This window comes from Shewanella sp. POL2, assembly GCF_000282755.1.
Taxonomy (GTDB): domain Bacteria; phylum Pseudomonadota; class Gammaproteobacteria; order Enterobacterales; family Shewanellaceae; genus Shewanella; species Shewanella xiamenensis.
In genome coordinates, this window is sequence record NZ_AKZL01000006.1 from 1 (window position 1) to 13020 (window position 13020).

At 46.3% G+C, this 13020-nt stretch carries 13 protein-coding genes; 5 read left to right on the forward strand and 8 right to left on the reverse strand.

Features of this window, described 5'->3' with window-relative positions; all coding sequences use genetic code 11:
• Positions 1 to 216: 216 nt before the first annotated feature.
• Positions 217 to 1908 carry a diacylglycerol kinase family protein gene (locus SHEWPOL2_RS02455; protein ID WP_037425739.1) on the forward strand — a complete coding sequence of 564 codons (1692 nt, stop codon included), beginning with the start codon at positions 217 to 219 and terminating at the stop codon, positions 1906 to 1908.
• Here the strand turns inward: SHEWPOL2_RS02455 and SHEWPOL2_RS02460 are convergent.
• From SHEWPOL2_RS02460 to SHEWPOL2_RS02470, 3 genes are all read right to left on the reverse strand, one after another.
• A complete protein-coding gene (locus SHEWPOL2_RS02460) occupies positions 1901 to 2557 on the reverse strand; it encodes a hypothetical protein (protein WP_037425742.1) in 657 nt (218 codons plus the stop codon). The two genes, SHEWPOL2_RS02455 and SHEWPOL2_RS02460, sit on opposite strands and share 8 nt — an antisense overlap.
• A gap of 212 nt (positions 2558 to 2769) precedes the next feature.
• Positions 2770 to 3846: an L-dopachrome tautomerase-related protein gene (locus tag SHEWPOL2_RS02465; protein WP_037425745.1), complete on the reverse strand. Its 1077-nt coding sequence runs from the start codon at positions 3844 to 3846 to the stop codon at positions 2770 to 2772.
• 107 nt (positions 3847 to 3953) lie between these two features.
• Positions 3954 to 5327, reverse strand: coding sequence for a sigma-54 dependent transcriptional regulator (locus tag SHEWPOL2_RS02470; RefSeq protein ID WP_037425746.1), 1374 nt, complete (start codon positions 5325 to 5327; stop codon positions 3954 to 3956).
• Between the two features lie 253 nt (positions 5328 to 5580).
• Between SHEWPOL2_RS02470 and SHEWPOL2_RS02475 the strand changes: the two genes are divergently transcribed.
• Positions 5581 to 6045: a hypothetical protein gene (locus tag SHEWPOL2_RS02475; RefSeq protein WP_037425748.1), complete on the forward strand. Its 465-nt coding sequence runs from the start codon at positions 5581 to 5583 to the stop codon at positions 6043 to 6045.
• 271 nt (positions 6046 to 6316) lie between these two features.
• Positions 6317 to 6865: a BON domain-containing protein gene (locus tag SHEWPOL2_RS02480; protein WP_037425750.1), complete on the forward strand. Its 549-nt coding sequence runs from the start codon at positions 6317 to 6319 to the stop codon at positions 6863 to 6865.
• Between the two features lie 133 nt (positions 6866 to 6998).
• Here the strand turns inward: SHEWPOL2_RS02480 and SHEWPOL2_RS02485 are convergent, their stop codons facing one another.
• Both SHEWPOL2_RS02485 and SHEWPOL2_RS02490 read right to left on the reverse strand, forming a co-directional pair.
• On the reverse strand, positions 6999 to 7409 hold the full coding sequence (locus SHEWPOL2_RS02485; protein ID WP_037425752.1) for a DUF3224 domain-containing protein: 411 nt from the start codon (positions 7407 to 7409) through the stop codon (positions 6999 to 7001).
• A gap of 123 nt (positions 7410 to 7532) precedes the next feature.
• Positions 7533 to 8342 carry a hypothetical protein gene (locus tag SHEWPOL2_RS02490; protein ID WP_037425753.1) on the reverse strand — a complete coding sequence of 270 codons (810 nt, stop codon included), beginning with the start codon at positions 8340 to 8342 and terminating at the stop codon, positions 7533 to 7535.
• 262 nt (positions 8343 to 8604) lie between these two features.
• Here SHEWPOL2_RS02490 and SHEWPOL2_RS02495 point away from each other — a divergent pair, with 262 nt between their 5' ends.
• Complete coding sequence (locus SHEWPOL2_RS02495; protein ID WP_037416640.1) at positions 8605 to 8847, forward strand: hypothetical protein; 243 nt, start codon at positions 8605 to 8607, stop codon at positions 8845 to 8847.
• A gap of 15 nt (positions 8848 to 8862) precedes the next feature.
• On the opposite strand, the gene SHEWPOL2_RS02500 is transcribed toward SHEWPOL2_RS02495, so the two are convergent.
• The 3 genes from SHEWPOL2_RS02500 to SHEWPOL2_RS02510 all read right to left on the reverse strand — a co-directional run bounded on the left by SHEWPOL2_RS02500 (position 8863) and on the right by SHEWPOL2_RS02510 (position 10741).
• Positions 8863 to 9369 (reverse strand): YgjV family protein, encoded by a 507-nt coding sequence (locus SHEWPOL2_RS02500; protein WP_037425755.1) that lies wholly within the window; start codon positions 9367 to 9369, stop codon positions 8863 to 8865.
• Between the two features lie 136 nt (positions 9370 to 9505).
• Positions 9506 to 10108 carry a Crp/Fnr family transcriptional regulator gene (locus SHEWPOL2_RS02505; protein ID WP_037425758.1) on the reverse strand — a complete coding sequence of 201 codons (603 nt, stop codon included), beginning with the start codon at positions 10106 to 10108 and terminating at the stop codon, positions 9506 to 9508.
• Positions 10109 to 10114: 6 nt separating this feature from the next.
• Positions 10115 to 10741: a fumarylacetoacetate hydrolase family protein gene (locus SHEWPOL2_RS02510; protein ID WP_037425761.1), complete on the reverse strand. Its 627-nt coding sequence runs from the start codon at positions 10739 to 10741 to the stop codon at positions 10115 to 10117.
• Between the two features lie 208 nt (positions 10742 to 10949).
• On the opposite strand from SHEWPOL2_RS02510, the gene SHEWPOL2_RS02515 reads away from it, so the two are divergent.
• Positions 10950 to 12977, forward strand: a complete 2028-nt coding sequence (locus tag SHEWPOL2_RS02515) for a methyl-accepting chemotaxis protein (protein WP_037425880.1) — start codon at positions 10950 to 10952, stop codon at positions 12975 to 12977.
• Positions 12978 to 13020 lie beyond the last annotated feature (43 nt).

Consider the following 13020-nt stretch of genomic DNA (forward strand, 5'->3'; position numbering starts at 1 on the left):
CAATTGAAGATGCCTGTGAAGAACTGAAAGAAGGCGTTAAAGCGAAAGATACCCGCTGCTAAAACGGATGACAGCGAGTAGTGAGTCCCACAAACGAGCCTATCAGGATAACCACAGTTCAATTGAGTACCACCGAGCCACTTTATCGCGACAGTCATTGGTTACGATAAAGTGGGTTTCCCTGAGGCTCGCCGTTTATCGATGGAGGAGATGCCAATGCTGAGTAGGATCCACATTAAGTATTTCTACCTGTTCGGAGCGCTGTTATTTGGCTATTTCGCCGTAACGGGGCACTCCCCTATCCTCACCTTTATTTGGGCATGGAGCAGCCTATCCCTCGCCCTTGTCGGCTCGGCCTATTGGTTTAATCTCGCCAGTATTTTTAGAAAACGTCAGGATGGTTCCATCCCTTGGTATATTCGTTGGGGCTTTATTCCATTTTTACTAGGATGCCGACTCTATAATCTCTGGGCGCGGCGCCGTGATAGCGTGCCTTCAATGCAAGCCATTGATAAATATCTGTACTTGGGTAGCCGCTTAAGCGCTGCCGATTTACCTAAACTAAATCGTTATGGCATTACCGCCATTTTAGATGTCACCGCCGAATTCGACGGCCTCGATGTGTCCCTGTATGAGGATCATATCGACTATCTGAATATCCCTATTCTTGACCACAGTGTGCCGACTAGCGCCCAATTAAATCAGGCGATTAACTGGTTACACCGTCAAGTACGCGCCCCAAAGCGGGTATTAATCCACTGTGCGCTCGGCCGCGGGCGATCCGTAATGGTGCTGGCCGCTTATCTTGTGTGCCGCCGCACCGAGCTCAGCTTTGCCGAGGTGCTGCAACAGATTAAAAGCATTCGTAAAACCGCAGGGTTAAATCGCTGGCAACTTAAAGCGCTGGAGCAGATGTACACTCAAGGGGAAATCAAACTGCATAAGCGAGCCTGGATTATCGCCAATCCCGTCTCTGGCGCGGGTAAATGGCAGACCCATGGCGAACAAATTTGCACTGAACTGAAACGCTATTTTGAGGTGCAGTTAGCGCTCACCACGCCAGAGATTAGCGCCCAAACCCAAGCGAAAAAAGCCCGGCTTAAGGGCGATATCATCATCGCTTGCGGGGGCGATGGCACAGTCACTGAGGTCGCTGCGGAGATTATCGACACCGATATCACCTTAGGCATTATCCCGTTAGGCACCACCAATGCCCTGTCACACGCCCTCTTTGGTTTAAGCAGTAAGCTGAATGCTGTCTCCCAAGCCCTTGATAATATTATCCAAGGCCAGACACAGACCATAGACACGGCGCGTTGCAATGAGCGACTGGTGTTGCTGCTGGTCGGCATTGGGTTTGAGCAGCAAATGATTGAGTCGGCGAGCCGCGAGCGTAAAAATGCTCTCGGCCAACTCGCCTACCTCGATGGTTTGTGGCGCGCGGTGAACACCAACACCAACCTCGAGTTGCAGCTGACTTTAGATGACCAAGCCCCAATGACAGTGCAAACCCACAGCCTAGTGGTTGCCAATGCCGCGCCTTTTACCAGCTTACTCGCCCAAGGTAAGGGCGAACCCAATATGACCGACGGCTTGTTGGATATCACTTGGTTGGATTCAAATAATGAGCCGAATGAACAGCTTATCAGTCTGGCTGAACTGGCTTTTACCGGCTGGATTAAAGAGGCCGCCAATAGCGACTCTACGGCCACGGGCAACACGGGTAAAGTGAAACATGCCCACGCGAAAAAGGTGAAGATCAGCAGTCAGCCCCAATGCAAGTATGTGATTGATGGCGAGATTTGTGAGCCGGAGGAACTCAATATTGATATCCTGCCCGCCTCTTTGAAGGTGTTTGTTCCTTATCAAGAATCGACTGAAAATGCTATCGACCCAAAAATCACGTAAATGACACTATCGCGATGTTTATTAAGATAAAAACAGCAAGCGCAATAAGCACTCGCATAAAATTAAATTCACTCACTTTGGGGTGGGATTTTTGAGGACTATTGCTAAAATCCTGAAACTTACAGCCTATCGCTTGCGCGCATTGCTGCAAAACTTGCTGTAATTCCTGCTTGTCAGTGCTGTTAGCCAATTTCAATTGACTCCCTTTAGGCTGCTGCACTTGTAAATAGGCGAGATAGTGATCGACCGTATCTTCCGCTTGGCGGTTACGGTCGAGCTGGTGCCAATGGGTTGTTTGTAGCAGATAGAGTTGCACAGCATTAATATCTGAAAAGGCATAGGCGCGCCAATGCCACAATCCTGGCGACTTCCCATTGAATACACCTTTACCGAGCCACAATTGCTGTCGCTCGGTATCTAACCAAGATTGTTGCCGAACTAACGCTAGCGGCAGTACAGGGAACAACAGAAAAAATGCCACCCAACCAAGCACAAGCCGTAACACGGGCTCGGGTTGTAACCAGGCCGCCCTCGCACAAAGCAATCCAAGCACTAACAAGGCAACGGCAAAAAACCACAGTAGAGGTCGGTACTGGGTACTCAACGCCTTGAGATAAAGCGCACTCTTAGGAGGTTGATTAAGTGTCACTGAACTTGTTCCTTGTTCCAAAAATTATCTCACCATCTCAAATTGACCTGTGCTAGTAACAATATGAGGCATTGATAGTTTACACAATCAACACCTAACTTATTTTCAGATCCTTTCGAGTTAAACCAACGACTCACATCAATAGAAATAACCGTTGCGATATCGCTCATACTGCAACGAAAAGCTGCAACTTTGCAGTTGCAGCTAAGGTGTTATTGACCCGCAGCGGTATCCTCACCAGTCCAGAGTCGCATGATGCGATAAGGTGGTTTGGCTGTTTCAGCTTCGCCATTAAAGGCTTTTGCTTTATGCAATTGATTCACTGAAATATATAACCAGCCCGTTTCACCAAATTGCACACTATCGGGAAAATCCAGTAGTGGAGAACTGACCGCTGTTGATAGCGTACCTTTGTTATCTAGCATAGATATGGCATTGTGGTTCAAATTGGTGAAGTAATGATTACCTTGTTTGGACGTTGCAGCGCCATCTGACACTGGCTTAGCTCCGACTAATTTTACAGTCGCGATAATTTTATCATTACTGCCTGTTTGTAAAGCCGCAGTAGATAACTGATACCAGTGAGTGCCATTCATTGCACCATAATAGAGTGTACTTCCATCGGCAGATAAACTGATGGGATTGACCGCGACACTGGCGACCTTGCCATTAAACAATGTTGTTTTGTTATCTATGTTCATTACTGCATCCGCTTCGGCCTGCAGCGAGCTATGACCTGAAAAACGTACGGTATGACCATCGTCGATACGCACTGCTAAGAGGCCTGGGTTGGCGATATCGGCTAAATAAATCCAGCCTTTTTGTGAATCGACAACCAAATCCTGCATAAAGCTGCCTTTGGGCGCGAGTGCTTGTGGTAGGACAATTTGTTTATATAGACTGCCATCCTTAATGTTGAATCCCCAAATCCTCGTCTGACCTAATTCTAACCCCATATCTGCGGTCCAGAGGTGTCCAGCTTTGTCCTGAGCAATCCCTAATAAGGTATCAAATTGAGTCATATTGGCAGTCGAAGCTTTTTGCAAATCCATTGAAGGCCAAGCTTTGTAAGCATTGGTTTCACGATTAACTTCAATCAGTTGTAAACCTGACGGCGTATCAAGTGGATGTACCGTGGCAAAAATCCGACCTTGTGCAGTGACGCTGACATTGCCAGGTCGTATTGGCAATTCAGCGACTGTTTCAAGACTTCCTACCGCTGGGGTAGCGTTTACAAAACTACTGGCAGTCAAAGAAAGCCATAATGCTGTAGTAAATAAGTGTTTCATATTCTATCTCCGCTTTTCTGTTTAAGGGCTGTAGAATAGGAGTTATTATTTACAAAAAAAATAGTGTAAAAATCGGTTTTGTTTCAATATTAATTTGATAATCAGCACTATTCCGCCGTCGGCTCACCCGCTTCGACTTGTTGCTCGTACTTGCTGAGCTTGTTGTAGAGGGTTTTTACACTGATCCCCAGTTGCTCGGCAGTGTCGGTTTTGTTGCCCTGACTCGTTTCAAGCGCTTGGTAAATGGCGATTTTTTCTAGCTCCTCAAGGCGCATACCTTGGGGGATCACCACATTTTCCTCCGCAGCCGTCTCTTTTTCCGCACTGGGCGTCAGCTGTAAATGCTCAGGGGTAATCTCATGGTCCGCCAGAATATAAGCGCGCTCAATAGCATGCTTTAACTCGCGCACATTCCCCGGCCAAGCGTGGGCCGCAATCGCCTCTAAACTTGAGTGCGAGAACACTTTGCTCTGTTTTTCCGCCGCATTGCGATAGGCCAGAAAATGCTTCGCAAGTCCGACTATATCTTCCGCGCGCTCCCGCAATGGCGGCACTTGAATAGGGAAATGCGCTAAGCGAAAGTACAAATCTTCCCGCAGTTGTCCTTGCTCAATCGCCACTAAAGGATCGCGGTTTGTCGCCGCCACAATGCGCACATTGGCCTTGAGCACCTTAGGGCTACCGACGGGACGATATTCGCTATTTTCAAGCACTCTGAGTAACTTCACTTGATGCTCAATCGGCATTTCGGTGACTTCATCGAGGAATAAGGTGCCGCCTTCGGCCTGCTCAAATACCCCTTGGTGATCGCGAGTCGCGCCGGTGAAGGCGCCTTTAATATGGCCGAAGAGTTCACTATCGACCAATTCTGGGCTCAAGGCGCCACAGTTAATCGCAATATAGGGCTTATTCACCCGCGGGCTGGCTAAGTGAATGGTATTGGCGACCAGTTCTTTACCCGCGCCACTCTCACCGATAATCAACACATTGCTCTCGGCGGCCGACACGCGGCGGATAGTGCGATACAAACGGTGCATAGGTAACGAGGAGCCCACCAGCAAACCATATTGGTCTAACTCGCTAGCATAGGGACGAATGCGCGTCGAGGTATTAGCAACCAGATGCTGGGCAAAATCGGCTAAGGTTTCGCACAGCAAGGACATATCGATGGGCTTACGGAAATGGTAGCCCGCGTATTTGGACAATAGTGTATCGAGGTGAGGATTCGGCAGGCCATCGGAGAGAAAAATAAACTCCACATCCGCAATGGCGCTGGACTCGAGTAAGGCTAAGTAATCTTCACGGCTAAGACGGGGCAGCTCAATGATCGCCACATCGATACGATTGGCCTCCAGCTGACTAATCCAAGATAAATCATCGCTACTGCGTAGCTTGTTGTAGGTCTGTGCGCCTTCGAGCTTCACTAATGCCTGCTCGGTTTCGACGTCCTGTAGATGATAGAAAAGCGTTGGTCGGATCATCTTGTGCCACTCCCTGTGAATAAGGAATCACTGTATGCCAGCTGTGAAACTTTAACAATCTTAACGGTAAGAGTTGCCGACAATAGTCGGCCTACTGGCGACAATGGATAAATATCATCAGTTAAATCAAACCATTAACTTATCATTAAAAAGTGAACGAAATATGCATAGAAGCTGAATGAAACTGATATTTCCATGAAAATGTGGGCAATCCGTGTCGGCGGAGCTGCCCAAACTACCACAGGAGGTCGTTATGACGTCTAATGTTGCGCAACATCAGACCGAGCTGAGCGCCGATATTAAGCTGGTTAATGAGTTAATCGAGCTGACGCAAACCGGTGTGGATTTTTATACTCGGGCCAATACCACTGTCGATGACTACAGCCTAAAACGCATTTTTATTGCCCAAATCAACACATACCAAGGGATGCTGGCGCGATTTAGGCAACTGCTCGCCCAATCATTACAGTACATAGGCCCGCACTCGGTGCCGCCGTCGCAGACTCGGCCCTATGCCGATGTCGATGCTTTACTTATTAAACAACAACTCGCCGATGCCCTCGTCGTACTCTGTGAGCTTGAGCGTCAGCGCCTTAACCACCTCAAACAGTTAATTAAAAAGGCCAATCACCCGAGGTTAATCAGCCAATTGGCCGAGGATATTGCCTGGCTACAAATCCATTTAGATACCTTACACCTGCGCTGCCAAGCCCAGTAAGGCAGCAATGCCAGCCAATAACGCGGCCAACTGAGCCGCGTTTTTGTTGCCTGCGATCTGGCGATTCTTAACGCCTATCTTGCTTAAGCCCAATCGCTTTATCACCCTCGGTAATATTTACATTTTGTCGGTAAAAAGCGCCGAGCTTGCTTTTTGATTTAACAGTCGAAACGAGCCGGAAACAAATATAACCAATTTAAAATCAATAAGATAAAAATATTGGCACGATTCACGCTTTAGTCCCTTCGAGATAACAACGGAGGATATCATTATGAAAAACACGACAACTTTAGCCTTAACCACCTTACTTGTCGGTTCTATCAGCTTAAATGTGACCGCCGCACAGGATTGGAAAGACGATGCCAAAGATGCTTGGCTCGATGGCAAGGCCGAAACGACTTTGTTGCTTAATACTAACCTCAACTCCTTTGACATTATGACCGACGTGAAAAACGGCCATGTGACCTTAACCGGTAAAGTGGAAAGCAGTGTCGATAAGGCGCTCGCAGCGGAGCTGATCAAAAGCTTGGATGGGGTAAAAGGGGTTGAAAACAAATTAACCGTGATGAATGAAAACGAGAGCACCAGTGAGGTAGTGAAGACCTTAACCGACTCTAAGGTCGCAACTGTGGTGAAAACCCGCCTATTGTTCTCGACCGACGTTTCGGGCACCCAAATTAATGTAGATGTTGCCGATGGCGTAGTGACCTTACAGGGTGAAGTGGCCAGCGATGCCGAGCGTCAATTAGCACTGACCATTGCCAAAAATACCGATGATGTGAAAAAAGTCGTCGATAAGATCAAAGTCAAAACCTCATAATGGTCCTGACATTCCGCCCTTGCTAATTCAACCCTTTATAACTCAGCTGTTGGTATTAGTCACTCGGGCAAAAACCACAAAACCAGCTTCGGCTGGTTTTGTTTTATCGGCGCGATGTTATGTTAATCATGCCTTAGGCTTCCAGTTCAAGGCAGAAGCTAAATTCATAAAAATGTTGACCGTTTTCAATGCTTATCGCCATAGTGCCATATAGCCCTGTGAGTTCACCCGCGCCAGAATGGGGAACGACCTCAAGGTGTAAGCGGTTTTGCCCATCGGTCATAATGCCAAAATGTTGCAGCACAAAACTGCCCTGTCTGCCGCACAGTTTACCCACGACTTGTTCAATCGCCACATAACCAGCAGAGCCTTTTACCGCGGTCATGGCACTGAGCATTTCGCCTTGGCTGCGGGCCTCTAGCTCACCATAAAAGGTTTTATCTAAAGTCATTCTGCCCAAATTCACACCGCCCACACCTGTGGCATAGGCATTCTCGGGATTGAGCTTAACATCAAATTTGCCTGTGACTTTGGTCATTTCCATAACACGCTCCTTGTTTTAATTTTATGTTTTATGCCAAAACCTTCGTTTTCCGGCCGCTAGATGAAATAAATACCTCAGCCGCAGCTGAGGTAAAATTAACTTAGCATAAGCCCCGCTCTAAACCTAATGCAGCGCTTTGATTTCTGATTCACTGACACCGATTTTAAGGGTTTTCATTACAGTTGGCGGTGTTGTCATGGGTTGTTCAGCCGCCCTCTCACGGTAAGTAACAGCTACTTTAAATGGGGATTCAAAGGGATAAACAGGTTCAATATTATCGACCTCAATACGATCGCCAATAAATACACTGCCTAAGTGCTGCACACGATTTTGGCCATAATCTAGGCTAAACAAGCCGAGATACCAGAACACACCTGAACCTTGGTTAGTCACAATAAAAGGCGCCACAAAGGGCATGGTTTGCTGCTGTGGATCATCCTGTAATGGCGCATCACTTTGGGTATCAGGCTCTAAAGCGGGGTCAAAATTAAGCGGAGTAACTCGTAAATAATCTAATAACACTCGGCCTTTAGCCTCGCCATCCTGATAGTCCCCAATAGCAAACTCCGTTTGTTTAACGTTAATAAAGTGGGTTAACACTACGGCTTTGTGGCTGTCCGGTAAGCTCACTTCAAATTTATTAGCGGTATTTAAACTAAACAGCTTAAGCATCACTTCCGAGGCATTAGCAACGGGCTTGACTTCACTGGGTACCACAGATTCAAGCGCATCTTCACTGCTTAATAATTTGGCTTCTTGGGCTTTTGCCTTAGCATCAGCCTGCGCCATGGCCTCATCGTATTGCAATACTTGGCCATCTTCCATGACCATGTAAATATCATCATTGGTCATGTTAAAGCGATAAACTCCCACGGCAAGAATACTCAGCACTAGGACTGTCGCCGCGATGGTGACTTTAACAAACATACTCATTTTCTCCCCCAATAGCCTAAGTGCTGTATCATTTGCGCTGATGGCAAAACCAGCCTTGCTGATAGCATCAAAAAATCGCTCTTTCTACAAGGCCAAAATCGCATATTTTTGCTTTAGTCAGCACAAGTTCAGCAAGTGAACCCATGCTGGCATATATATGATTCAGCCTTTTCATTAATGTTCGCAATCGGGCTATAATTCCTTGGCTTAAACGACACCAGCAGTCTTGAACAACGATCGAGTATTAAGGATTTAATTGCCAATGACCAATGCCTCTACTAGCCCATTTGCCGTGTTAAACCAAACCACGGCACACTCGTTTAATGAACAAAAAAACTTAATTAAGCGCGTCTTTAAGGGCAAACCAGTGCAATGTCCAAGCTGCAATCAAACCCTCAAAGTCATCTTGCCCGAGACCGCCAAAGCCGAGCAAGCCGCAGGCATTTTCTGCCCTAAGGGGTGTACTGATATCGAACTCGATATGGAAGCCGTGACGGGGATTTAATCGACAGCTTTCGCATTACCATGGGGTTAATTTCTCGCGAAAATAATGGCGATAATATCCCACTAAATTGCTGCCAATAAACAACATTTCCATTAAGACCGCCACTGGCGAGCCTACTAAGATATTGTGGACTAACCAAAAACTGGTGCCGACTATCATCAGTAGCCGCAAGTCTTTATCACGTTGACAAAATGCCGCACGGGTTTGAAATAGTGTACCGATACAACTGATCACACTCACAAGCCCGCTGAAGGTCAAGCTACTCATCAGTACCGCTGCCCCGCTAAAACCCCACATGGCCTTTTTAGACGTAGTAAAAATACTGGTGAGATAACGCACTGTGGCAATCCCCATCAATCCCGCCGCAGTCCATTGTGCTAAAAAGCAAAAGTGGATTGAAATCAAGATCCCCGACATAAATAAGCAAGCGACAATGCGTTCGCGCGCTTTAAATTGAAACGATATCACGTCAAATACGATGGCAATGGCCACCAACAATTGCGACAGAGTAAAAGCATCCACAATAGGCTCCTTAAAAGTTCGGTATAGGCTTAGACGTCGCCCAACAACAAACGGATTTGCTTGGATTAGCAATCGCTAAGGAGCATGAAGGGAATCACTTTTAGGCGCATTAACTTAAGTTAATTGGCAGGAAATTTTACGGCGAATCTTGTAAACGTTTACGGATACGCGACAAACTAATGGCGGTAATACCAATATAATTAGCCAGTTGGGCATGGGTTAGGCGCTCAACCCAGAGGGGAAAATATTCGAGTAAATGTAAGTAACGCTGCTCTGGTGTATTGAGGAGTAAAAAGGCTTCTTTTTGTTCTTTATACAATAACTGCTGTTTAAGTAGCGCAAGTTGTACCTGTTGCATAAATGGCTCATTTAGCACGGCAAGTGGTATTTGCACTAACCTGCAAGCACCGACGGTTTCTAACTGATAGGGCGCAACATCCTGCTTTAGCCAGCTGCTATATAAGAAACAAAGCTCTCCTTCGAAGTAAAACTCCTTGCAGCGCTCACTCCCCTCTTGGGTATAGTGGCAAGCACGCACTATGCCATCCACCACAAAGTAGGCAAAGGTTTGGTGCTCGCCTTGGGGTAATAAGCACTCCCCGGGCTGACATGAAAGCGCTCTTGCTTGGGTGAGCAGCGCTAAGTGATCAGGCTCGGCCCCTAAAGCGAGCAAATATTGCCAAAGGGGTTTGATTGCCTGCTCAGTTGCCTTAAGCGTATCTGGTGATAGCGTCGTCATTGCTGATTACTGGCTTTGCCATTCATATTCGACCAAGGACGCTTGGTGTGACGCATCCTTTAATCCTAAGGTCACCTTAAAGACGCGATTCGGTGGAATGATGCCGACGCCTTTTGGGGTGCCCGTCATCACAATGTCGCCATCTTCTAAACGAGTAAAGCGTTGCAACTCCGACAAAATAGTTTGCGGCGGATAGATCATTAAATCAATATCGCCTTCTTGGGTTAACACCCCATCAATACTTAAGCTAAATTGAAATTGCGCCCTCGGATCATCAATCGCAACAAAAGGGCTAAAAAGCGCTGCACCATCAAAGGCTTTGGCTTTTTCCCACGGTAATCCCTTGGCCTTAAGTTTGCTTTGTAGTTCCCGCTTAGTCAGATCCAGCCCCACGCCCACATGGCTAAAGCGCCCCTGCTGATACAAAAAACACAGCTCGGTTTCATAGTGCAGCGTCTCACCAAGGTGCTGGGTATTTAATTGAGTACTGATGGCCGAATTAGGCTTAAAAAACACCACCATATCATCGGGGATTTCATTGCCAAGCTCATGGATATGGTCAACATAATTACGCCCAATACAAAGGATTTTGCTGGGAGCAATAGCCTTATTTTCTAACATCACCGTTTTCATTAACGCTCCTTTAAAAATCAGCGGGACAACATAATTATCCAAGCCTTCTTCGTTAAGACTTTACTCTGACAACTCTCTGCTACACTTATTTTTATACCCCAATAAAAACAAGCAACTAAGTACTTGTACTACGGCGTATTCTTCCCTTGTCCACGCGATGTTATCGCCTTATTTGGCTGACATCATAGACGAAAAGGTCGATGACTCAATGTTAACACTCAGTATCAAGCAAAAAATGCTCTTAAGCTTCAGCGCAATTGGTATCCTGCTCTTAGCTGGCAATAGCTTCTTCTACTATTCGCTCTATCAAGTTCAAATCAGTTATAGCAATATCGAGACACTCGCCATACCGGTTCAGAAGCAAAGCAATAACTTACAACTTGTGCTCGTTAAAATGTCGCGCCTTGCAACTTTAGCCCATAGCCAAAATGACACCGCAGAGCTAATGCAAAGCCAAAAAGGATTCAATGCGCTAGAGCATAAATATCAAAGTATTGAAAACGAGCTGAAACAGATGGTTAGCGACCAACCCCAGATGCAAGCATCACTGAATGAAGCTCAAAAACGCTACCAAGCCTACCAGCAACAAAGCCAAGATATGTTTAGCGCTAAGCTCGCGAACGAACAAGCAAAACAACATTATCAAACACTTTTTAATCAGTTTATTGAGGCAAAAACGCAAGCAAGTAATGCAATGATCGATTTAGAAACGATCTCATTGCCCGATAATCCGGCACTTTTGGAGGAGATAATCGGAACAGGAACCCGCATTGACGATATGCTTTACACATTAACCAACACAATGTCAGAGCTAACGCATGCTCAGGATACTCATTCAATAAACTCGCATAAACAGGATATAGCCCTATTGCTTGGGAATCTAAGTACTAACTTTACCTTTTTAAAACAACAAGCTTCGGGGATAAACACCCTAGGATTGCTGGAGATTTTTGAGCAACAAGCCACCATATTCAATCGGTTACTTTCAACCCCAGGCGAGCTATATCTGGCACAACAGCAAGTGGTTGATAATCACACTCAAGCAGAACAGCATTTTAAAAATACGGAACAAGAATTTAATGCCAATACCCTTGCCTTAGATAAATTATTAGCCCTAGCTGACAGACGTTTTAGTCTGTTGCAAAACATTGCAAATGACGATATTCAACGCGGTCAAACATTGGCCATTGTACTAGCAGCCATGTTTGTGTTTATGGTCAGTTCAATATCCTTCTTTACCCTAAGGGCCATGTTAGTACCACTCACCTTGGCAAATAGTGCGCTGGCAAACATTGCAAGGGGAGACTTATCCAAGAGAATACCTAAACGTCACAACGATGAATTTGGGGTACTTATTGATAATATGAATACTCTTTGTGATGATCTGGCTAAATTATTAACCCATATCAGCAATGACGCCCACTCTTTAGATAATTCAGCCACACAAACACATCAGCAAGGTCAAGGCATCGCTAATGCAGCTACCGCACAAATTGAGCGTATCAATGGCACGAAAGCCTTAACAGAACAAATGTTTACCAGCTCTAACCTTGTTGCAGAACAAGCCAGTAGTTCGGCAACACAAATCACCCAAGCATCGAAACATAGCCAACAAGCCCAGCTTATTGCCGCCGATAATCAAGCCAAAATAGCGGAGTTAAGCACAAAGCTAAGTGATTCTGTCGCTATCATGTCGCGCCTTAGTGCACACAGTCACGATATTGGTGGGATTCTCACCACCATTAGTAGCATTGCAGAACAAACTAACCTACTCGCCCTCAATGCCGCCATCGAAGCCGCAAGGGCTGGCGAACATGGTCGAGGTTTTGCGGTCGTTGCCGATGAAGTACGCTCATTAGCCTCAAGGACACAAGCCTCAACCGCCGAAATCCAACAGATGATCTTAGCGTTACAGCAGGAAACTACCACGGCCTCAACGGCCATAAGCTCAGGGCAAACACAAGCCAACGACTGTGTGGAGCAAAGTAAAACACTACACCATGCCATAGCTCAGATTGAAGTCACACTCAGTGCCATTAATGAGATGAGTTTACAAATTACCCAAGCAGCCCACCAACAACTCGATTACAGCCGACATATTGAGTCCAGTATGGGAGAAGTCGTCTTCGCGGCAGATCAAAATGCCCATGAGGCAATGGATATGGCAAAACGCAGTGACCAAGTGACTCAGTTAGCCCACTCGCTCACCCGCTCTGTCGAACGCTTTACACTGTAGCAATAAGTGCATTGATACTTATATGGCTAAATGTATCAGAGCC

Bases quoted from the DNA above. Each gene is read 5' to 3' on its own strand.
- SHEWPOL2_RS02455 (WP_037425739.1), top strand. From the start codon at position 217: ATGCTGAGTAGGATCCACATTAAGTATTTCTACCTGTTCGGAGCGCTG.
- SHEWPOL2_RS02465 (WP_037425745.1), bottom strand. From the start codon at position 3,846: ATGAAACACTTATTTACTACAGCATTATGGCTTTCTTTGACTGCCAGT.
- SHEWPOL2_RS02470 (WP_037425746.1), bottom strand. From the start codon at position 5,327: ATGATCCGACCAACGCTTTTCTATCATCTACAGGACGTCGAAACCGAG.
- SHEWPOL2_RS02475 (WP_037425748.1), top strand. From the start codon at position 5,581: ATGACGTCTAATGTTGCGCAACATCAGACCGAGCTGAGCGCCGATATT.
- SHEWPOL2_RS02480 (WP_037425750.1), top strand. From the start codon at position 6,317: ATGAAAAACACGACAACTTTAGCCTTAACCACCTTACTTGTCGGTTCT.
- SHEWPOL2_RS02485 (WP_037425752.1), bottom strand. From the start codon at position 7,409: ATGGAAATGACCAAAGTCACAGGCAAATTTGATGTTAAGCTCAATCCC.
- SHEWPOL2_RS02490 (WP_037425753.1), bottom strand. From the start codon at position 8,342: ATGAGTATGTTTGTTAAAGTCACCATCGCGGCGACAGTCCTAGTGCTG.
- SHEWPOL2_RS02495 (WP_037416640.1), top strand. From the start codon at position 8,605: ATGACCAATGCCTCTACTAGCCCATTTGCCGTGTTAAACCAAACCACG.
- SHEWPOL2_RS02505 (WP_037425758.1), bottom strand. From the start codon at position 10,108: ATGACGACGCTATCACCAGATACGCTTAAGGCAACTGAGCAGGCAATC.
- SHEWPOL2_RS02510 (WP_037425761.1), bottom strand. From the start codon at position 10,741: ATGAAAACGGTGATGTTAGAAAATAAGGCTATTGCTCCCAGCAAAATC.
- SHEWPOL2_RS02515 (WP_037425880.1), top strand. From the start codon at position 10,950: ATGTTAACACTCAGTATCAAGCAAAAAATGCTCTTAAGCTTCAGCGCA.